Genomic DNA, 21,444 nt, shown 5'->3' with positions numbered 1-21,444 from the left:
CGTATCAGCTACCTGACCAGCCTCGACACCGACACAAAGGTGATCCCCTCGTCCCGCAGGCGCGGCAACTCGGCGGCAAGGGTCTGGATAGTGGCCGGGTGCGGATGGCAGATCGCTATGGCGCTGCCCCGCTTCCGGGCGATCGAAGCGGCCTGGCGAAGTTGTTTCGCGATGTAACCCGGCTCCTGGATATTGTCGAGAAATACGTTCCGCACCGCCGTGCGCACCCCCATTTCCCGTGCCACGGCATCCCCCACCGAAACCGGAGACGTCTTGCTGTCCACAAAGAACAGCCCCCTCTCCTTCAGCACCCCCATCACCACGGCCATTTTCTGACGATTCTCCGTGAACTCCGAGCCCATGTGATTATTCGCCCCGACTGCCTGGGGGATCTCGTTCAGGTAACCGTTCACCCGGCCGACAATCTCATCGTCGCCCAGGGAGAGGAGGAGTCCGTTCGCCTCAAGGCGCCTTTCGGGATATCCCTTGGGCTCCATGGGCAGGTGCACCATTACCTCGATTCCCCGCTGCCGGGCCTCCTCTGCAACCCGCCTGACCTTCGGCAGGCCAGGTATGATGGCAAAGGTGAGCGGGATGCCGATATCCATCAGGGCGCGCGCTTCAGGGAGCCCCTTTCCCATGTCGTCGATGACGACGGCAAGGGTTCCCGGTCCCGTTGGGCGTTGTGTGCGCTGTGGTTCGGCCGGGTGGTGAATGACCCCTGTGTAATCCTCGTGGACAACGGGCCGGTCCGGTCCGCGGGGGGGAAGCTTGTGGCGCTCCACCGCAGGAGGCGGAGCCTGCTGCACGGCCGGCTGTCTGCGGTGCGTACGGTCAAGGAAGACAACAGCGGCGATGACCGCTATGACGACCAGAGCCATGCCAATAAGTGGCACGCGGTAAGAATTCCGTTTTCTGCGGTTCGTTCTGACAGTTTTACGTGGTGAGGCCACAGAGGCTCCTTGGTTGGGAGATTCGGCCCATAATAATACCATAGCTCAGCGAGGGGTGAAACCGTATCCTGACGAGACATGAAAGCCCGCCGTGGGCTGCAGGCGGGCTTTCATGGACTATGGAGGATACGGCCTAGTTTCGCGTCGTTTGTTCTTCCGTGGCCACAAGATAATTGGCTGTATAAATGTAATCATCGAGATAGTCGACCTTGCCATCGCCGTTCAGATCAAAAGAGCGGGACGAGCCCGCCGGTTTCCGGGCAAGGAAGAGCAGGAAATCCGCCTCGGTCACGCGCCCTTTGCCGTCCATGTCGACGTCTGCCCGCGGCGCGACGGTGAGGGGATACTCCACCATCTTTCGGCCAGTCACGATGATGAGAGTCGCCTCCACAGCACCGGCCTCCGGCAGCGCCTCCACCAGCCAGCGGTTCTCGCCCCCCTTTTTGAGTGACTTGAGCGCCGCTCCTCTCAATGCGAAGTTGGGCGCGGCCTTTTCTCCCCCCGTGAGATCCACAGTGATGCGAACGGCGGTTTTGCCGTCAGTGAGGCAGATTGCAGGTTCCTGACTGATGGTATCTGCCACGGGTTCCTTGAACAGTGCCATGAGCGCCTTGGGGGCTCTCGCACCCGTGTAGTTGCGGAAGCGGGCAACCACGCTGCCGAGGACGGCATACCCCTCCTGGGTCACAGGTGCAGGTTTCACTTCCGGCTCTGACACTGGCAGCTCGGCCTCTGGGGGCGAAGCGTGCTGTTCTCCGCTCTCATTCGCGCCGTCCGCTTGCGCCTGTGGAGGCTCTTCAGGCGGCGCGGTCTGTTCCGCAGCAGACGGCTTCCCTGCGGAAACACGCGCATCGTTATCAACAGCCCCAGACGTTATCATCCCCGGCAATACGACGGTTCCTCCTCGATGAGCAGCGTCGCCCGACGTTGCGCCTGCCGAAGGCACCTGAGCAGTTCCATCCGTTACGGAGGTACCGGGATCGCCTGCAGGGTTTTGTCTCTGGTCAGATGTTACGAGGGAGTCGGTCGATTGCGTCGTGGAGGTGTCACTGGACTGTGTTGTCCCCCTATTAAGGGTAACCTTGAGAGTCTTCCTCTGAATACTATAATCGCTAAAGGTTATCCTGTAATTAATCGTCATAATGACCGCCCCACTGAATGTTGTGGGAAAGCTGATTCTGACAAGAGGACCCGACCCGGACAGCGGTGGCTCACTCAGCATAGCAATGTAAAACTTACCTTGAACAGTTGTATTCGGGACGAAAATCATCCATTGGAAACCGCTCAGCTTCGTCACTTGGGCATTGCCTATCGAGGAAGGTTCATACGTTGCATCGATTTCAATGCCACTGACATTGGACAACCCTGTGGCGGAGATCAGCACATCGCTCCCCGATGGGTACGCCGAAAGGCTGCCACCGGCGCCGAACGCAAGCGTCTTGACAGCAAGGATAAAAAACGCACAGACCAGAGCGCCACGTATCGCGGACTTATTCATTGCGACTCCTCACAATCACCGGGTAAGCTCATATGAGCCATCGTACCACAAAACAGCCCTGCAACTTTGCAGAAAATCTACACAGCGCGGATGCTCACATCCCCGAAGGAAAATGTAACGGATTACGGTTAGATGTGCCACCAAAGTGAATCGAAAGAAAGTTCGTACGAATGGAAGATAAAAAGGCGCAGCAGTCACAGAGTGAGGAGAGGGAAAGGAGTTGGCGAGACTCTGTTGTGTTGAATATTTCAGTCAATACTTACAGATATGCTGCATGAGACGGCTCATCAGGACTGGTGAGCCATCCCCGCAACATTCCTAAGGAGAGTTATAGCCTCAACAGCATCCTGATTGCCTTCAATTTGGTATACCTTCTCAAGTGATGACAGCACGGACGTGTGCAGTTTCTCCAGTTCGTTGCGCTCCGCGGAAATATAGGGATCAAATGGTTCTTCGGGTAAAAAGGGCCCACGGTAAAGGTCCTGAGCAGTTTCCAGATACTTCCTTGCCAGCGAGATCTCACCCCGGGCCAGCATTTTTATGCCAGAAGAGGCATGATATTTAAACTGGCTGGAATCAAGAGAAAAAACGGAGTAATCGAGCCTGATGGCTTCTCCCAGGCTTAAGACGGGATTTACGGTGCGAGGGCCGGAAAATGACTTGCGCAGCCTGCTGAGGGTAGTCTTGAAATTTTTTGCGCCGGAGGAAAGATCACAGCCGGGCCAGATCATTTCAATGAGTTTGTCCCTGTGCAGCCACTGATCGTAGGAAATAAGGAGATAACAGAAAAGAATCCTGGCCTTCTGGCTTTCCCAAACGATGCTTATGGGAGTCACCTGATAGGAAATGGAAAGGCCACCAAACGAATTGATGTGTAGAGCAGGCCCCTCTTCTCCCCTCTCCTCTGTCATCGCTATTTTTCTCTGTGCAACCATTACGATAGACCCTTACCTTAACTATAGTTAATCTACTTACTGAATACTACATCGTTACGGGAGTGTCAATATAAATATAGAACTAAGCAGATTTAAAAGAAAAAGGGGGCATACGCCCCCCTTTCCCGAGAGATGCACCATTTCATTTACTTATTGTTTTCAGAATTTCCCATCCTTTAAGGAGATCCAGTGCACGCATTACCTGGTAATCGCTCTTCAGTTGCTCATCGGCCTTGGAAGCTGTTGAAGCGCTCTTATCAGTCCCTTTTTGTTTTTTGTCCGACCCGTCCTGGGCGCCGGAATCGAAATGATTCTCCAGATCCTTTTCGCGAATATGGCCTTCCATCTTCTCCGTGGACTGAATTTCAGCGCGCTCGACAACGATGTCCGGCGTTATGCCTTTGGCTTGTATGGAGCGACCGCCTGGCGTGAAATATCGCGCCGTGGTGAGCCGGAGACCAGACTCGTCGGAAAGCGGGATGATTGTCTGAACCGACCCTTTTCCGAAACTCTGGGTCCCCATGACAACGGCACGTTTATGATCCTGCAACGCACCCGCAACGATTTCGGAAGCACTGGCGCTCCCGCTGTTGATCAGCACAACCATCGGATAGTTGGGCTCGGTGCCTAACTTGCGGGCGCTGAACTGCATTCGCGACTCCCTCTCCCGCCCCTCCGTATACACAATGAGCCCATCCTCGATAAAGTGGTCGGCAACCTTGACAGCCTGATCGAGAAGTCCGCCCGGATCGTTGCGGAGGTCGAGTACGAGCCCTCGTAATTCTCCGCCGTTCTCTTCTTTGAGCGCCTTGAGCGCCTTAACCAGGTCATCATCGGTTTTTTCCTGGAACTGTGCGATTCTTATATACCCATATCCCTGATCCATTGATCTGAACCGCACGCTCTTAACCTGAATGGTGTCGCGAACGAGCGTGAATTCCTTCGGCTTGTCGAAGCCTTCGCGCATGATGGTAAGGGTCACTTTCGTCCCCTTGGGGCCGCGCATTCTCTTGACCGCATCCATGATGGTCATATCCTTCGTGAAGCGGTCCTCGATCTTAAGGATCTGGTCTCCTGCCTTGATGCCGGCCCTGAAGGCGGGGGTATCCTCAATGGGAGAGATCACCGTGAGGAGTCCATCCTTGATCGTGATCTCGATTCCCAGACCACCGAAAGACCCCTTCGTATCGATCTTCATCTCCTTGTACATGTCCGGAGGCATGAAGGAGCTGTGAGGATCAAGGGAAGCGAGCATGCCGTTGATGGCTCCGTAAATGAGCTTCTTGGTGTCCACCTCTTCAACATAGCTTTTCTTGACAATCGCCAACACATCCGTGAAGAGTTCGATGGACTCGTAATCGTTTCCCCCTTCAGCTGCGCACTGCTTCTGAACGGCAACGACACCGAGCACGGCAACAACACAAAGCGATGCAAGCAACAGTGCGACGCGTTTACCTTTGATGATCTTGAACATTACTCCTCCCAGAGTTGAGAAACAGACTACCTGAACCACGGAGACGGATCAACCGGCCGTCCCTGGTAACGTAACTCGAAGTACAGCATCGGGCCGCGGGTCGAATCAACGTCACCGACGCTGGCCACTACGTCATTGCGGGAAACCTGTGCGCCAACTCGTTTTGTGATTCGTGATGCGTGGGCGTAGAGGCTGAAAAATCCGCCCCCATGATCAATAATGACCATATTGCCATAACCTTTGAAATAATCCGCAAACAGGACTTTGCCCTCATAGACCGATCTGATATCGGAACCAGCCGGTGCAGCAATAGAAATACCATTGCTGACCGTATAGGAGTTGAATTCGGGATGCTTGTGCCGCCCGAATCTTCCGATGACTTCACCGAAAACCGGCAAGGAAAGTCTCCCTCGCTGGGAACCGAATCCTGAATCGGGCAAAGGGGGGAGACCCGGCGGAAGTCCTTTCTTTTCGCGTGACTGAGTATAGCTCTTTCTACTCTGTGCTTCAAGTTTTTCCACCATGGACTGCAGCCTGCGAGCGTTAGCCTGGAGGTCCCTGATCGAGGCGAGATATTCGTTCTTATCTTGTTTGACTTTAGTGAGGTAGGCAGCCTTTTTGTCTTTTTCCGCCTCAATCTCACGTTTCTTGTTCGCGATTCCGGCAACGATCCGTTCTTTTCGCCGCACCTCATTTTCCAGTTTATGTTTGAGGTTCGACAATTCGGCAATCTTGTCCGAGTATTCGTTGAAGAGGCGACGATCGTTCCCGATGACAGCGCTCATGTAACGCAGGCTCTCAACCATCTGGGGAAACGATTCGGAGGAAAACACGACCCGAAGGTTTCCAATCTCGCCGGCTTTATATACCGACACAAGCCTCTTCTGGATCTCCTGTTTTTTCCGCTCGGTTTCATCCTTGACGCGCTCGATCTCGTCGGTCGTGCGGGACAGATTTCCTTCAACGCCGTGGAGTTCGTTGTTCAATGACGCGAGTTGGGATTGTTTCTCCTTCAGACTTCGGTCGATCACCAGCAACTCACCGGTGACCTGTTTTTCTACTTTAGCGGTTTTTCGAAGAAGACGTTTCTTTTCGCTGATCTCCTTCCTCACCCCCTTGAGTTGATCGTGCACATCAGCGGCAAGCGTTCCGGAAACGCAGGTCAAGAGAAATACTATGGAAATCCAAGACCTTCGTTTCATGATTGGCTATCACTGAAACGCCTGAGCGAGGTGAGGCTTCCGAGAAGTCCGAGCACGATACCGCCGATGAAAATACCGGCAATATGCTCTGGCGGCAGGAAAGAGAACCCGGTAAAGGTGCCTGATATGGGGATAAAATTGGGTACACCCTGCAGGAAGCCGAAGTAGGCGGCAACAAGAATGATAAGTGTGCAGATTGAGCCGATCGCGCCCTGAATCATCCCCTCCACGAGAAATGGTGCCTTGATGAAAAACCGCGTGGCACCAACCAGTTCCATAACCTCCAGTTCATCCTTCCGGGCGTAAATGGTGAGCCTGATGGTATTAGAAACGATAAACAGCACCGCCAGGACAAGGAACGCCCCCAAAAGCGCCCCGAGGAAACGAAGGAAATTCATAAAGGCATTGAACCGGCGGACCCACTCTTCCCCGTATTGCACCTCATTGATTCCCGGAATCTTTTTAAGCTGGGCAACGTAGTGTTCTATTGCGCCCTCCTGGCGGCTGGACCGTTTAAGGGCAATCTCCACCGACGCAGGCAACACGTCGGCGGGCACGCCGTCCAGAAGGGTTTCCTGTCCCTTCAGTCTGGACCTGAACCGCTTCATCGCCTCGTTCTTGTTCACATAGGAAACCTGTGAAGTCCCTTCAATGGCTTTGATGCGATTCATTACCTGGTTGAGTTCCTGGGGGGGCAACTCCTGGTCAAAGTAGGCGGTCACCTGGATTTTGCCGCTCCACTCCTCGGCAGTCGACTCAAGGTTTACGAACACCAGCAGAAACAGTGAGACGATGAGCAGCGCCAGCGATATGGTGCCGATGGTCAGCACGTTCACCATGACATTCTGGCGAAGATTGAGGATCGCCCTGCCGAGAAAATAGCCGAGCCGCCCTCCGGGAGCATCGCCGGAAAGGGTGGGCCGTTTAGAGTTCTTGTTTCGGGACATCGTTATCCTCCACCAGGCGGCCCTTGTCCAGGATAATCACCCGCTTGTGGCTGTTTTCGATCACACGACGGTCATGAGTCGCAACCATGACGGTCGTACCACGAATGTTGGCCTCCCGGAAAATGGTCAGGATCTGCTCCTTGTTCTCATCATCAAGGTTTCCAGTCGGTTCGTCGGCCAGCAGAATCTTCGGATCGTTCACCAACGCCCGGGCAAGGGCAACTCTTTGCTGCTCGCCGCCCGACAGCCTGAGGGGGGTAGCGTTGATCTTGTGCTCTATCCCCATGAGCCTGAGAATATGGTGCACCTTCTTGCCGATATCCCGTTTCCCCCAGCCGAGAACCTCAAGGGTAATCGCCACGTTTTCCAGCACCGTCCGGTTGGGAAGAAGCTTGAAATCCTGGAAAACCACCCCGATGGAGCGCCTCAGCAAGGGGATCTGCGAGCGGGTCATTCGCGTGACGTTCTGACCATCGACGATCACCTGCCCCTTGCTTGGACTGAGGGCTGCATAGACAAGTTTCAGGAGGGTCGACTTCCCCGCCCCTGACGGGCCGGTCACAAAAACAAAGTCCCCTTTGGGGACCTTGAGAGTTACGTCGTTAAGGGCAGCCATGTCGCGCTGGTATGACATGGATACATTGTGGAACTGGATCATTGTTTCCCTTCTTCCTACCGGCTGACACCCGTTTGTTATTGTCCGTATCCTCTGTTACCAGTCCTTGTATGGAGTTCCTTTTGAACTGACAAGGTCTGAGCCGCTGTGCACATCAGCTACGTTACCCTTGATCTCCTCGGCAGCATGGATTTCGCCGGTGGGTTCTATGGGCTTGACTGTAACCCATGTGTCGTTCTTACCGGTAAAGGGATCATAGGGAATCGATTTGAGATACCGCTTTTCCGCCATCTCGTCAAGGGTATCGGGATATTTCCCCTGATCCGCATAGTACTGATCTATGGCACTGCGCATGGTGTAGAGGTTTTCCTGCAGGACAGCCTCGCGGGCCCTGATGAGCCCCCACCGGTAGTTGGGTACGGCAATGGCCGCGAGAATGCCGATGATGGTCACGACGATCATCAGTTCGATGAGGGTGAATCCCTTGCGGTTACGAAGATATTTCAGCATCCGCTTCTACCAGTCCTTGTATTTGCTTCCGTCGATGGCGATCCCGTCGCTCAAGGAATACACGTCGTAGAGGTCTTCCCCTCCCCAGATATCGCTTTCGGGGTCATCCACAGAAGAGCGCATCCCCCACATGGGCGGCTCCCCTGCCTCGGGAGAATGAAACGGGTCAACGGGAATCCGGCGAAGGTACTTTTTCTTGTAGGCATAGAGGCCGCCGAAATCCTCTCCCTCAATCAGTTTTTCAAATGACTCGGGATAACCGGACCTGTTGGCAACATCTAAAATTTTCTTGTCCTTGATCGCCTTGTCGTAATCCTTCTTGTAGTCGTCGATGGCGGTGCGTATTACCCTCAAATCCCGTCTCAGCTCAATCTCCTTGGTGCGCTTAGCCGCCATCTGGGTGAATGGGACAACGGCCATGGCCAGGATTCCGAGAATGGCCACGGTAAAAACGAGTTCAATGAGGCTCAGGCCCCGGCTGTCTCCCCGGAACCGCCTGCCGATGCGCACAGTCAGGGCCGCCATGCTACTTGACTTCAACCACCGTGTTGTATGGGATAATGTCCAGAGGCCTGTTCGCCTGGTCAGCGAATTTCACATTCTGAAGTCCGAGGCTGGCCGGTCCCTTGTTTTTTGCCGTAAAGGTAGCGGTCAGGAGCGTTCCCGAACCGTCGACCCCCTCACCGGCGGCACTGCGATCCATCGTGACGACCACCCGACCTGCCGCCTTGTCAGCCAATGCGTTGAAGGTCGTCGGCTTGCCGTCCCGGTTCAGGAAGTTCCCTTCCGCCGCCCCGACATACTCGATGAAAATGGGGTCATAGAGTAGAATGAACGGTGCCTTGGCAAGACCTTTGACATCCGACACCTTGACCTCCACCTTGAACTGACCGCCGAGATCGACACCGGCCGGCGCGGCGATATTGAGGCTTCCACGCATGGCGGGCTGAACCGGTGCCGCAACAGCCTGGGCTCCGGCGGCAGTTGAAGCGGCCACCGGGGTCGCCGGGGTCCCTGCCGGTTGGCCACCGGCGGCTGGAGCGGCAGCCGGAGCCGCCGGCTGCCCGGCGGGTGTCGCCGGGCCAGGCTTGGCCGCCGGTGCAGCGGGCGCCCCTTTGGCAGCCGGCGTGGCAGCCGGCTGGACCGCAAACTCCGGCTCCAGTTCGAAGGAAGAAAAGGGTCTTACGGCTGTCGGGTCATCTTCCTTGCCCGACCAGAAGGCCGCCACATCCGCCTCGGGAACGGATACCGCCCGGACAATGCGTGGCGTAATGGCAAGCACCAGCTCGCTTTTGTCATACTTGTCGTTGTGGCTGGAAAGCAGGCTGCCGATGAGGGGAATATCGCCAAGGAGCCATATCTTCTGCTTGCTCTTGCTCTTCGAGTCCTCGATGAGGCCGCCGATGATGCTCGTCTCCCCGTCTTTCAAGTTGAGAACCGTATCCACGTTGCGGGTACCGATGGTCACGACCGAACTAATGGCATCGCCGCTGCCGACTGTTTTCTCGCCGATGATGGAACTGACCTCGACTCCAAGCTTTATGGTGACCTCGTTGTTCAACTGAATCACCGGCTCCGCATTGAGCTTGACACCCACGTCCACGTACTGGACGTTGACGGTAACCCCTCCCACTGAGCCGGTACTGGACGTAGTGGTGATAGGCACCCTCGTACCCACGGTAAACTTGGATTTTTCCCGGTTCTTGACGCGAATCTTGGGATTGGACAGGACCTCGGCATTGGACAATTGTTTGCTGAAATTGTACGTGGCGCTGGGAACGGTCAGGAACCCCTGGTAACCGTTCCAGTTGAAGAGGTTGAGGAGATTCTTCACCTGCGTAGTGGTCACCGTGGTCGTGTCGTTCGATGTTGTGGTTACCTTCGGATCAAAGGTGTCTGAAAAGAAATCGCCCCCCGAACCGGGGGTACGGGCATTGAGTGATACGGCATACCGGCTCAGCCCCAGGCCGAACAACTCGGAATTGTTCTTGGAGACCTGAATAACCTCCACTTCCAACAATACCTCGGCATCGGGCACATCATTGGCTTCGAGAATCTTCCCCGCCACATCGATCAGTTCCGGATTATCCCTGATGACGAGGGCGTTGAGTTCCTCGTTCACATAGATCTTCTTGACCTGAAGCATCGTACGCAGAAGATTGACGGCCTTCTTGGCATCAAGGCTGTTCAGATAGAAAGTCTTCACCATCAGATCTTCATACTGTTTGGCCTTTTCCGGCGTTTTGGGGAAAATGAGGATAGTGCCCTCATTGAGGACTTTGCGCCCCAGCTTGTTCATGCTCGTAAGAAGATCAAAAGCCTGATTGAATGATGCATTTTCAAGCAAAATGGTGACGTTTTGCTCCTTGACTCCCTCATCGAAAATGAAATTGATTCCGGAAAGCTGGGACAGGATATAGAAGACGTCCTTGAGCTTTGCTTCCTTGAACTTGAGGGTTATCGGCTTTGTCGATTTGAGGTTGAGTTCAAAGCCTTCCAGCTTGGTTCGCCTGGTCTGGAGCAGCTTTTCAAGGGCTTCCTTTATTTCCTTGTTCTCGGGGTTGAGGTCCAGAGCCTTGCGATAGGCCTGAAGGGCTTCGCGGGGCTTGTTCGATTTTTCAAACTCGAGTCCTTCGCGATAGTAGGTCAGTGAATTACGCACCCGAATCAGTTCGTCGCTGCGCTGTTTTGCCCGCGCCAGGGCGGGGTTGAGCGAAACTGCCGCCTGATATTCCCGCAGGGCTTCGTCTAGCAGTTGCTGCTCATAGGCCGTATCCCCTTTTTTGAGATGCTCGAACGCGGCTTTTTCGCTCGCCTTGAGAAGCCTCATGCGGTACTCGGTCTGTTGAGGGTTGGTTGAAGCAGCCTCGGCAAACTTCATGACCGCCTCGTCAAGCTTCCCTTCCTCTTCGAGCTTTTCAGCCTTGTTGAACGCGGTCAGGCCGGCAGTGCACCCGGCGAGGAAAGTCAGTACTACCGCGGCAATGGCCATGTTCGCTATGGTTCTCATGGAACTGCTCCTCGAGTTATCGTTGCATTCAGCGAATCTGCCCGCTCAGCGGGCGATTTTCAACAAGCGGGATGACGATCTCGCTGCCGTCTGTGGTCGAGCGGATCGACAATGCCTCATCCGTTATGTTGACAGCCTCGTAGATCCCGGCGATCTTGTCGCCCTGGCGTACGAGGATGATCTCTTTATCCTTTGCCAGAAAAATGGTCTTCCGGTTTTCTTTTTTGAGAAAGCCCAGGAAGGTAAAACGCGCCATGTCGCGGACTACCGGTGGCGGTTGGGGAGGCGCCACAGGCGGAACCGGAGGCGGAACCGGCCGTGGCGGCACTGGTGGCGGTATGGGTCTCGGCAGAACCGGCGGTGCGGGCGGCACCTTTGTTTCGTCATGGAAAATGGGCCGGAAGATATTCCGGCGGAAGCCGGCAAAACGCCCCTTGCCGCATTCCAAAAGATCAAGCCTTACCCGCGTCTCATCTGCCACAGGCTTGGCAGGTGCCGTCTTCTTGTCGCGGGCCGGGGCCTTGGCCTTTGTCGCCGGAGACGAGGCAACGGTTTGCTGGCGGGGTGTTCTGACGTAGCTGTAAATCAGCGACAAGCCCAGCAGCACCAGGAGAATAGCCAGAATGAGCCGTTGACGGTTCATCATTCCTCCGTCCGGAGGTAGGCCGAAAGCTGCACTTTCAGTGCAACCGCCTCCTCCACGGCACTGCCGCTGTTGAGTGAGAGAGATTCAACCACGAGCATTGACCTGTGACACTGGAGATCGGAGAGGAAGCTCTTGATCCCGGCGTAGGTTCCGTCAAGCGAAAGAACCACATCATAGACCACGAGCTTTTGATCCGGCACCTGCTTCGGCTTGTACGTAACCCCCTTGACCGTGAGTCCGTTGTCAGCAGCGGTCTCGAACACTTCCATCATGAGGGCGGTGAACCCCCGCTTGGGGGTAAGGCGCTCCCGGTACGCCTTCAGATCCTCAGTCCCTTGCCGGTAGATGGAGGACACATCATGTCTGGCACCCGTATTGAGCGACCTCTTGGATGTCCACTCATCCCTCAGCTCGGCAATGCGCGGCTCTTGATACACGCCTTTGAACATCGTCAGGATGATATTCACCGTTGCCAAGACAAGAAGGACGACCACAGTCCGCTTCCTGGACGTGATAAGTTGTATGAGTTGCTGCTTCGTCATGTAAAGTCGACCTTGCAGGTGACGGTAAAGGAAATACCCTTCTGCTTTTCTCCGACACTCAGCTGTCCCTGATTCAACAGGAGAACATCGGTAAAGTGGGTTGACGACTCCAGGTTCTCCATCAGCGATCTGAGTGCGCCGAACGAGCGGGCAGCACCGGAAAGCTTAAGGGTCCCGTCCTTCAGGCTGGGATCTATGGCCCCGAGTGCAACCCCCTCGGGCACTACTTCCTCAAGACGGTTCAGAAGAAGCAACCAGTCAAAGGCCTTTTTGCCGATTACGGCGTTGGCTTCGGCAATCTTCTTGAGCAGATCCCGATACTGCTTTTCGGTAATTCCCTTGGCAGACTCATCAAAACGGGCCTGCAAAATCCCCATGTCCTTCTTGAGCGCGCGCTCCGTGGAAACATTCGCCACAAGCGATGCGATGTTGTACGCCAGCAGGAGAAGAAGCACCAGGACCACTGCGGCAATCCCCGTGTTCACCTTCCTCGTGTTATAGAAATAACGGGTGGCAAGGTTGATCCGGATATCCATCAGAGGTTCCTCGTGGCCGCACCAAGGGCTGCTGCCAGGTCATGAAGTGACGCGGGAGCCGCCGCAGTTGAGCCGTTACTGGCTATGAACGTCTGCGGAGCGAACAGGACCGGATCGACGCCGCTCGCTTCCGCAACGATGCCGGAGAAGGACTCCCCCCCATCCGGAGGAGCCAGACAGAGCACGCTCTTGACCTCACGGCCGGGGTTTTTGTCGCGATAGACAAGGAGTGAGCTGTTGACCTCCATGAAAATCCGGTTCGGATCAACACCATCTCTGCCCATCTCTTTTGCTCGATAGAAATCGATGACTCCGTCGGTTAGAACGAGCATGCTCAGCATGCCCCGGTGAAAGGCCACAAAGAGCGCGGTATCCTCAGACGGAACACGCTTGGCCGCCACGCGATAGAGATTAAACGTGTTGAAATCGATCCGGTTCGGCTGAATGCCCGCCTCAAGGAGCAAATCCTCGTACTGGGTCACGACCTGTCGCGCCACAACGGCAATCAGCACCGAAAGGCTGCCATTGTCACGCTCACGCAGGGTCTGGTAGTCCAGATGCATGTCCCCTGAGTCAAGGGGAAGGCTCTTCTTGAGCTTCCAGCGGATCATGTCGCGCCCCTCTTCCCTGTTTTTGAAGCGCGTGTCGAAATCCATGATCATTATGCGGCCGACCGCGTCGGGCAGTGTAACCGATACGAGGTTCGTCCGGGCGAGCAGTTTGCAAAATTCCTCGCGCACCGTGCCGACAAACGCCTTTGGATCGGCGACATTGGGCTCGCGGTGGAGAATCCGCACGATCCCCGATGCAAAGGAGGCACCGCCGTGCGTCACGAGACGCGGCGCCCCCTTGCCGCCAGCCAGCACGGCGAAGCGGATCCCGTGCTGCGACACCTCCATACCTATGGCGTTATGGGTGAAAAACATGCTTACTCCACAAAGGTGACCCGGTTGATTTCGCGCAAGGTCGTTTCCCCGGCAAAGACCTTTTCAATGGCCGATTCGCGCAGAAATACCGTGCCGGCCTCACGGGCGGCCGCCTTGAGCTGGGCTGCAGGGGCCTTTGCCATGATCAACTCCCGCATCTGGTCATTCAGATCAAGAAGCTCAATGATGGCTGACCGTCCGCGATACCCCGTCCCATTGCACTCCTCGCAGCCACGGCATTCATAGAACGTTACGTCGCGACACTCCTCCGGGTCAAGTCCCGATTCGATAAGGGCCGAGTCCGGGTGCTCCACCGGGTATTTGCAGTGAGGGCACGCCTTGCGCACCAGACGCTGGGCCATGACGCAGTTGAGGCACGACACGAAGTTGTAGGGATCGATCCCCATGTGAATGAAGCGGCCAAGAACGTCAAAGGCATTGTTCGCGTGGACCGTCGTAAAGACCAAGTGCCCGGTGAGGGCCGATTGGACGGCGATTTGTGCCGTTTCGGGGTCCCGGATCTCGCCGACCATGATCTTGTCCGGGTCGTGCCGAAGAATCGAGCGGAGTCCGCGGGCAAAGGTGAGACCCTTTTTCTCGTTCACCGGGATCTGGACAATCCCGCGCAGAACGTATTCGACCGGGTCTTCAATGGTGATGATCTTCTCTTCGCCCGTATGGATCTCGGTGAGAGCGGCGTAGAGGGTGGTCGTCTTGCCCGAACCGGTCGGCCCCGTTACGAGGACCATGCCGTAAGGTTCGCGAATTTTCCTTCTCAGACGCTTCATTTCCCGCGGATGCATGCCGAGCGTCTCAAGCGTAAGCCCCTTCAGGTCGGAAGCGATGCTCTCCTTGTCAAGGATACGGATAACCGCGTCCTCACCAAAGGCACTCGGCATGATCGATACGCGGAAATCGATGGCCTTGTCATTGAGCCGGACCTTGAAACGGCCGTCCTGGGGGATGCGCCGTTCGGAAATGTCGAGTTCGCTCATGACCTTGAGGCGAGAAATGATCGGTGCCTGGAAGTGGATGTCGAGGGGTTCTGTGGCCCGGTACAGGACCCCGTCGATCCGGTATTTGATGATAACCCCTTCCAGGGCGGTTTCGATGTGAATATCGCTTGCCCGGCGGGTCAGCGCGTCCATGACGGTGGAGTTGACGAGCTTGATGATGGGACTCGTGTCGGCCGAGATCTTCTCCATGGAGAGGATCTCTTCGCCTTTTTCATTCTCCTTGACCAACTGGAGCATGAAGTCCTCGGAGACTTCCTTGAGGACCCTGCTGGTGGCTTCCCCCTTTTTGAGGATGGTGGCGATGGCCGTTTCAGTGGTCAGTTTGACGGTGAACGACCGGTCCAGCAGAAGCTCCAGCTCGTCCAGCTTCAGAACGTCCGTCGGATCGGCAATAAGAACCACCAGAGTCTCGTCGTCCTCTTCCAGGGGGATAAACTGGTAGCGATAGACGGCATCGGGCGGCAGTGTTGTCAGGAGCGACTCGTTGAGCCTTACGCCGCGGGCGTCAACATAATCGAGGCCGAACTGCTCGGCAAGAGCCCGTGCCAAGTTCTCCTCGGTAATGAGCCCCTCCGCGACGCAGATTTCCCCGAAACGCCTTGTGGACGCATTTCTCTTCTCGACCAGATAGGGAATCTGATCAGGATTGAGGCTACCTTGCTCAACCAGAATCTGGCCGATGGTTTTCCGTCTGAAAGATTGCTTTTCCATTGTTTCATTCCAAGCCGGGCCGGTAATGGGCTGCGCAGCGACAATCACCCCACGGTACCGGCAATCTTGAACACCGGCAGATACATGGTTACGATAATGACGCCGACCACCAGCCCCATGACGATCATGATCGCGGGTTCAATGGCGGTTGTCAGCAGGTGGAGGCGGGCATCGATTTCTCCCTCGAAGTATTCGGCAATATCACCCAGCATCTCTTCAAGAGAACCGGTAGTCTCACCCACGCCGAGCATCCGGAGCGCGAGAGGCGGCATGATCCTCGCCGATTCGATGGCGCCCGACAGGCTCATTCCCTCCTCGATCTTGACCACGGCTTCAAGCATGCGCCTTTCGAGGACGCGATTGTTTAACGTGCCGACCGACATCTTGAGCGATTCGACAATAGGTATGCCGCTGCCGATGACTGTTGCCAGCGTCCGAGTGAACGAGGTTACGGCAAACTTGGAAAAAATATCACCGATAAAGGGAATTCGTATCTTTATATCATCGACCCGATACCGCCCCCCCTCGGTGGCGGCCCATCGCCTAAAAATGAATACAGTGCCAAAAACTGCCGCAATAACCAGGGGGAAAAGCTGTTTCAGGGATGTGGAAAACGCTATGAGCATCCTGGTGGGAAGCGGAAGCTGGGAGCCGGCATCCGCATAAACCTGGCTGAAGGTCGGAACCACATAGACCAGAAGAAACGTTATGGCCAACGTCGCCACAGTAACGAGGATTGCAGGATAGACCAGCGCGGAAACGAATCGTTTCCGTACCTCTTCTACCCGTTTGAGAAACGCGATGTAGCGCCGGATGGTAAGCGGCAGGTCTCCGGTCCGCTCGCCGGCCCGCACCGAAGCTACGTAAAGATGAGGAAAAACCTTGGCGTGCTTTTCCAAGGCATCGGAGAGAGCCATCCCACCCTTGACGTCCTCGCGCACAACCGCCAGCACGTCAAAGAGAGTTCCCCGCTCAACCCGCTCCAGTACCGTGTCAAGCGCCTGGATAATCGGCAGTCCGGCCTTGATCAGAACGAGAAGTTCCTGGTTAAGGGTAAGGAGGGCCTTGTTGTCTACCTTGCGCCGCCCTCCCCCTTTGTTCCAGAGAAACTGCAGGGGCTTTTTTTTTATCTCGAAAACAAAAAAACCCTGCTCTTCCAAACTGACGCGAAGCATCTCAGGGTTTGCGGCTTCCAGATCCCTGGTTATGATTCGCCCCTCGGAGGAGCCGAGCTTACAGTGGTATAGGGCCATTAGATTTTCTTAGCACAAAATGGGCGAAATTAAAAATAAAAACAGGTAGAAACAAACTCGTAGCACGATAACGTCATATACGTCACGCCACATGGCCGACCTTATCGGTCATGGCAGGAAAAGCAGAGATCCTCCACGGGCACACGCAGATGGTATGCCTTCTGGTGAGGATTTTCCGCGGCAACCACGTGCATGTCGTGACACGTGATGGCACAGGCAATCAACCCGTCTCCGTCGAGCGGCAGCCCCGTGCGGTTCATTTCCGGCTTTTTGCCGACACCATGGCCGAAATCAATACCGTGACACTGGAGACATGCTCCGTTAACACCGTATTTTAACTGCTTTTTTCCACTGAAAGGAAAACGGTCGGCATTCAAATCACGTTCCGGGGCAATGTGACACGAGAGGCATGCCCCTTGTGCATCGTGTGGTGATACGTGTTCGGCCGCCAGGACTGACTGCCCACCTGACGTTCCCCACAGTAACGCAACCATAACCGCGGTGAAAAACAATCGCATCTGACAGCCCGTCGCAGGTGAGGTCATGGCTCAATATACCTTTGGATTGTGGTCTGCGCCGTGACAGGAAAGATAGCACTCTCCCCTGAATGTGGAGATCCCCTTTTCCACGAACTTGAGTTGGCCCTGGGAATTAGGAGAAACCACTGACCTGTTGAACTGGATCAGGTACTTGTACTCAACGCTGCCGTGGGAATTGTGACAGGTATAGCAGGAGGTGCCATTTGAGCCGGCAATGCCGCCAGTACCCTGGATGTGCCTTGCATGGAATTTGAAGCTTTCATTGCCGAGGATACTGCTGCGATCGTGGCACCGGTAACAAAGTGCGTAGGCGTGGGGGCTTTCCGGCTGGTTGTCTCGTGTCGAGTAGTTCTCCACGAGGATGTGCTCGTTGAGAGAGCCATGGGGACCGCGAGGGCCGGAAGAAGACTCGCTGCCGTGGCAGTCGCCGCAGGAAATGGTTGAGACATCGCCCGGACTTTCCTTCCTTTCTTTATACGGACGAATGAGACTGACAACCGCCGCGTTTTTTCCCTCAGCCTCGATCGGATGAAACGACGGGTTGGTGGCGGCAAACTCGGCCCTTTTATTGCCGAAGCGGCCGGGAAGGTTCGCGCTTTCGGCGTGGCACCGGTAGCAAAGCTCGAATTCCGTCGTAACGGTCGAAACCAGGTTACCGACCCTGCGCCCTTTAATGCCCGCAAATTTATTTGTTGAAGAAACATGATGGGGATTGTGGCAGTCCACGCAGTCGGCGTGGCGGGGCATGCGGGGATCCCTCTCCGGCAGGGTCTCCCCACCCCGATGGACGCCGCGGGCATCAAACGTGGGATGACGGAAAGGCTTGCGGAATTCTTCCTCAACGTTTTTCATATCGGCTTCACGGGGAGCGAAACCTCGGGGCATGCCGGCATACTGGCGTGTCAGCCGGGAAGGATCACCGTGACAGACAATGCAGGTTTCGGGGCCGCCGCCGTCCTTGAAATTGAACTTGAGGTGACAGGTTGAACATCCCCGGGGCACTTTACTCCGATCAAGATGGACTCCCCCCGTGTAATCAGCCGCGACGGCCGGCATGACCGAGAACAGCACCAGGCAAAGAAGAGCTGCGGCTACCGGCATTGCATCTCCTAAGGATTTGGCGTCTTGAAGCTGTGGCATGCGTAACAGACTTCATCATGAACGGTATCGGCGTTCACGGTAGAAAGGCCCCGTCCGTCATAGGCCCAGAACGGTGTCAGCGGAGGGGTATTCGTGTCGTGATACTGACTCTGGTGGGGATCATGACAGGTGGTGCACTGCATCCGCTTTTCCTTGTCAAGCCGGACGAATTGCCTGGCCTTGTTGGTGCCGGGTGCGCCCGGACTTTCCTGGGACGGCGCTTCGGCCGGCAGCCAGTAATCGGATACCGGACCTTCCAGGGTCTTGAGACGTGCAACCACTTCTGCGGTGTACTTGAACGAAACCGGATGATGGGAATTGGTTATCTTGGCACGATCAAAGACATGGTCGCCGGTCATCTTTGTGAACATGCTGCCGTTGACCTCAATGGGCACCCCTGAAAGCACGGCACCAAGAGCCGTGACCCCGTCATGGCAACTGAGGCAAAGCCGGGACGAGCCATTGGGCTCCGCCTTATAATCGCTGGCCGTGCGGGCGGTTGCATCCAGGTGGAGAGACAGGCTGCTTGATGAATAGTGCCCGAAACTCTGAGTAGTGTCGCTACGGTTCCAGAGCGTTGTCTGCGGACGTGCATTATGGGGCGTGTGACAAAAAATACAGATCTGCTTGGCACGCATATCGGTTGAATTGGTGGCCTTGAAGTTGACATTGGTGTTGGAATACGAAAGGTTATGCTTGTTTCCGCCACCGGGATCGGTGAATTTCGGCCCAGGGGCTCCGTAATTCGGGCGGACGCTGCCCATGACGAGCGCCGTCACGCCCATGACCAAAAAGATCCTCGTCATCATCGGTTTTCCTCTTTCAGGTATTCGAACACCTGGACCCGCCGGTTGTACGAATCAGAGATGAAAATCCGGTCGTTTCGATCGATATGGATGCCGCTCGGCATATAAAACTCTCCGGTTTTTTTACCGGGCTTTCCGACGAAAAGGAGCAACTGCCCCTCTTGGTTGAAAATTTGAAAGTTGTCAAACGCGGCATCGATCACATACACATTGAGATCACTGTCGACCGCGACGCCACGGGGTCTCGCGAAAGAACCAGGAGCATCTCCTATTTCACCGATACTTCGGAGGTAACGACCGGCTTCATCATAAATCTTTACCGTAAAATTCAGGGCATCGGTAACATAGACTTTATCGTCCTTATCAACGGCAACATGGGAGGGCAGGTTCAATTCCCCTCCGCCATCGTCGGCGGGAAATTCTCCCATGTAACGCTCATCCTTGTCGAAGACTTTCAATTTGTGTGCCAAAACATCAACCACAAAAAGAACACCTTTACTGTTCACGGCCAAGCCGGCCGGCCTCCTGAAGCCGACCTGGCCATCGGCCAGTACGTGCAAGAACTCACCTCGATGTGAAAATACGTACACCTTGGCATTGACCGAATCGCTGACGTACACTTCTCCCGAAGGAGAAAGGGCGAGACCAACCGGGCTTGAGAGGAACTCCTCCCCTGCCTGAACAATATAGGAAACCTTTTGTCGCGCCAGGTCGATGCGATGAACAACACCAGACGAGGAATCGGAGACAAACAAAAGCGCCCCGCCATCCGAGACAACCCCGTAGGGGGTCACAAAGGGGACGGGCTGGAACTGCTCACCGGTGACAAACTCCAGAAAGCGGGCAAGTGCTCCCGGCTCAGCCTTGATCTGTTCCGGCCCGGAAATTTCGCGGAGAAATCGTATCCGGGCCGGATGAGGAGCAGGAGGCCATGTCATATCCACCGATGGGTCCCGCAAGGAGGCGACGGACAAGGCTGACGGCCCGCCGCACCCCATGATCGGCAAGAGTGACGATAGCACGAGCAACAAAAGTATAACTGACGCGCAGCGGCTTCGTCTCATGCCATCATCATCCCTGCTACCCATAACGCGAAGAGGAGCACTACGCTCCCCCCCCAGATACTCGCAGCCCTGCGATCGAACACGCCCTCCGCGGGAAAGGCTCGCATAATGAACCCTACCATGGAACCGATCCATCCCCACAAACCCACCTGAGCGGCAAGCGCCCATGTTACGTCGAGCATATCGCCCTCCTAGCGGAACAATGCCCCGAAAACAGAGCCGAGCTTGAGTTTCCACACCATGAACACGGCTTCGCGTACGATTTTCTTGGACATTTTGGAGCTGCCCGAGCGCCGGTCGATGAAGATAATGGGGATTTCCTTCACCTGAAAACCCTTTTCCACGCACCGATAGTTCATTTCAATCTGAAACGAGTAACCATCAGAGCGAATAGTCCTCATATCGATCGATTCGATCGCCCTACGGCGAAAACATTTGAACCCGCTCGTGCAATCCATGATGCGCAAACCGGTGATCAATCTCGTGTACCAGTTGGCGAAATAACTCAGCATGAGTCGCCGGAGGGGCCAGTTGACCACGCTGATGCCATTCAGGTATCGAGAGCCGATAACCAGGTCGCATCCCTCCATGGCCTCCAGGAACCGTGGCAGTGTTGCCGGGTCATGGGAATAATCGGCATCCATTTCGACAATGAAATCGGCCCCCATGGCAAGCGCCGCGGCGAAGCCCTGACGATACGCCGAGCCAAGGCCCATCTTGCCGGGACGATGCAGCACATGAACCCGTCCCATCCCCTCGGACAACCGGTCCACAATCTCTCCGGTGCCGTCCGGCGAGTTGTCGTCCACGACCAGTACGTGAATGTCTTTGTCCTGCGCCAGCACGTCGTTGATCAGTCGCTCGATCGTATCACGCTCATTGTACGTCGGAATGACGACAACGGTTCTCAAGTTGTGCCTCCAGAGAATTGAGTGGAAACCAGGTGAGGCAAACGCGCGTCATCGGCATTCATGAACGGCGCGCTCACATTCTCTTAATAACTAATGGATAATAGCGGCCAATTCACACGCCCGTCAAGGAAAACACCCTTCCGAAGGCCTGTCTGCCGCGAACCATCGCAGATCTTACACCTATTCAAAACAAAAAGGCCATGCATAGC

21 protein-coding genes are annotated in these 21,444 nt (G+C 55.5%); all 21 read right to left on the bottom strand.

The genetic code is table 11. The annotated features are described in order from the left end of the window. Positions 1 to 8: 8 nt before the first annotated feature. A complete protein-coding gene (locus AC6CDK_RS02455; RefSeq protein ID WP_318556711.1) occupies positions 9 to 896 on the bottom strand; it encodes a divergent polysaccharide deacetylase family protein in 888 nt (295 codons plus the stop codon). A gap of 190 nt (positions 897 to 1,086) precedes the next feature. Next, a complete protein-coding gene (locus AC6CDK_RS02450; RefSeq protein WP_226048431.1) occupies positions 1,087 to 1,656 on the bottom strand; it encodes a hypothetical protein in 570 nt (189 codons plus the stop codon). Between the two features lie 1,082 nt (positions 1,657 to 2,738). Next, on the bottom strand, positions 2,739 to 3,386 hold the full coding sequence (locus AC6CDK_RS02445; RefSeq protein WP_039644490.1) for an AfsR/SARP family transcriptional regulator: 648 nt from the start codon (positions 3,384 to 3,386) through the stop codon (positions 2,739 to 2,741). 142 nt (positions 3,387 to 3,528) lie between these two features. Next, on the bottom strand, positions 3,529 to 4,860 hold the full coding sequence (locus AC6CDK_RS02440; protein ID WP_192905637.1) for a S41 family peptidase: 1,332 nt from the start codon (positions 4,858 to 4,860) through the stop codon (positions 3,529 to 3,531). Positions 4,861 to 4,886: 26 nt separating this feature from the next. After that, positions 4,887 to 6,062, bottom strand: coding sequence for a murein hydrolase activator EnvC family protein (locus tag AC6CDK_RS02435; RefSeq protein ID WP_192905638.1), 1,176 nt, complete (start codon positions 6,060 to 6,062; stop codon positions 4,887 to 4,889). Beyond that, complete coding sequence (gene ftsX, locus AC6CDK_RS02430) at positions 6,059 to 7,009, bottom strand: permease-like cell division protein FtsX (protein ID WP_039644482.1); 951 nt, start codon at positions 7,007 to 7,009, stop codon at positions 6,059 to 6,061. Before ftsX ends, AC6CDK_RS02435 begins: the two co-directional genes overlap by 4 nt. Continuing rightward, positions 6,987 to 7,667: a cell division ATP-binding protein FtsE gene (gene ftsE, locus AC6CDK_RS02425; RefSeq protein WP_039644480.1), complete on the bottom strand. Its 681-nt coding sequence runs from the start codon at positions 7,665 to 7,667 to the stop codon at positions 6,987 to 6,989. The genes ftsX and ftsE overlap by 23 nt, the downstream gene beginning before the upstream one ends. Positions 7,668 to 7,721: 54 nt before the next feature. Further along, positions 7,722 to 8,135 (bottom strand): type IV pilin protein, encoded by a 414-nt coding sequence (locus tag AC6CDK_RS02420; protein ID WP_039644478.1) that lies wholly within the window; start codon positions 8,133 to 8,135, stop codon positions 7,722 to 7,724. Between the two features lie 6 nt (positions 8,136 to 8,141). Then, positions 8,142 to 8,660, bottom strand: a complete 519-nt coding sequence (locus tag AC6CDK_RS02415; protein ID WP_192905639.1) for a type II secretion system protein — start codon at positions 8,658 to 8,660, stop codon at positions 8,142 to 8,144. Between the two features lies 1 nt (position 8,661). Then, positions 8,662 to 11,145, bottom strand: a complete 2,484-nt coding sequence (locus AC6CDK_RS02410) for a secretin GspD/PilQ domain-containing protein (protein ID WP_039644476.1) — start codon at positions 11,143 to 11,145, stop codon at positions 8,662 to 8,664. A 28-nt stretch (positions 11,146 to 11,173) separates the two neighbouring features. Next, a complete protein-coding gene (locus AC6CDK_RS02405) occupies positions 11,174 to 11,788 on the bottom strand; it encodes a hypothetical protein (RefSeq protein ID WP_039644474.1) in 615 nt (204 codons plus the stop codon). Beyond that, the gene (locus tag AC6CDK_RS02400) at positions 11,788 to 12,285 is read right to left on the bottom strand and encodes a GspMb/PilO family protein (protein WP_237560710.1); all 498 of its coding nucleotides are present in this window, start codon (positions 12,283 to 12,285) and stop codon (positions 11,788 to 11,790) included. Before AC6CDK_RS02400 ends, AC6CDK_RS02405 begins: the two co-directional genes overlap by 1 nt. A gap of 44 nt (positions 12,286 to 12,329) precedes the next feature. Further along, positions 12,330 to 12,869, bottom strand: a complete 540-nt coding sequence (locus AC6CDK_RS02395; protein ID WP_039644472.1) for a PilN domain-containing protein — start codon at positions 12,867 to 12,869, stop codon at positions 12,330 to 12,332. Then, entirely contained in the window at positions 12,869 to 13,795 is a 927-nt protein-coding gene (pilM, locus tag AC6CDK_RS02390; RefSeq protein ID WP_039644471.1) for a type IV pilus biogenesis protein PilM, read from the bottom strand. Before pilM ends, AC6CDK_RS02395 begins: the two co-directional genes overlap by 1 nt. 2 nt (positions 13,796 to 13,797) lie before the next feature. Beyond that, a complete protein-coding gene (locus tag AC6CDK_RS02385; RefSeq protein ID WP_039644468.1) occupies positions 13,798 to 15,522 on the bottom strand; it encodes a GspE/PulE family protein in 1,725 nt (574 codons plus the stop codon). A gap of 44 nt (positions 15,523 to 15,566) precedes the next feature. Next, positions 15,567 to 16,775 (bottom strand): type II secretion system F family protein, encoded by a 1,209-nt coding sequence (locus AC6CDK_RS02380; protein ID WP_066357372.1) that lies wholly within the window; start codon positions 16,773 to 16,775, stop codon positions 15,567 to 15,569. Between the two features lie 101 nt (positions 16,776 to 16,876). Beyond that, positions 16,877 to 17,293 (bottom strand): cytochrome C, encoded by a 417-nt coding sequence (locus tag AC6CDK_RS02375; RefSeq protein ID WP_318258770.1) that lies wholly within the window; start codon positions 17,291 to 17,293, stop codon positions 16,877 to 16,879. Positions 17,294 to 17,323: 30 nt separating this feature from the next. Beyond that, a complete protein-coding gene (locus AC6CDK_RS02370) occupies positions 17,324 to 18,415 on the bottom strand; it encodes a cytochrome c3 family protein (RefSeq protein ID WP_039644464.1) in 1,092 nt (363 codons plus the stop codon). Positions 18,416 to 18,423: 8 nt separating this feature from the next. After that, positions 18,424 to 19,263 carry a cytochrome C gene (locus tag AC6CDK_RS02365; RefSeq protein WP_066357371.1) on the bottom strand — a complete coding sequence of 280 codons (840 nt, stop codon included), beginning with the start codon at positions 19,261 to 19,263 and terminating at the stop codon, positions 18,424 to 18,426. Next, positions 19,260 to 20,324 carry a 6-bladed beta-propeller gene (locus tag AC6CDK_RS02360; RefSeq protein ID WP_192905640.1) on the bottom strand — a complete coding sequence of 355 codons (1,065 nt, stop codon included), beginning with the start codon at positions 20,322 to 20,324 and terminating at the stop codon, positions 19,260 to 19,262. Before AC6CDK_RS02360 ends, AC6CDK_RS02365 begins: the two co-directional genes overlap by 4 nt. Before the next feature lie 191 nt (positions 20,325 to 20,515). After that, positions 20,516 to 21,235: a polyprenol monophosphomannose synthase gene (locus tag AC6CDK_RS02355; RefSeq protein ID WP_039644458.1), complete on the bottom strand. Its 720-nt coding sequence runs from the start codon at positions 21,233 to 21,235 to the stop codon at positions 20,516 to 20,518. Positions 21,236 to 21,444 lie beyond the last annotated feature (209 nt).

The sequence above is a fragment of the Geobacter sp. PheSNFMC genome (assembly GCF_059620965.1).
Note: the sequence above shows the minus strand (reverse complement) of the source record. Positions and strands in the feature narration are given on the sequence as shown.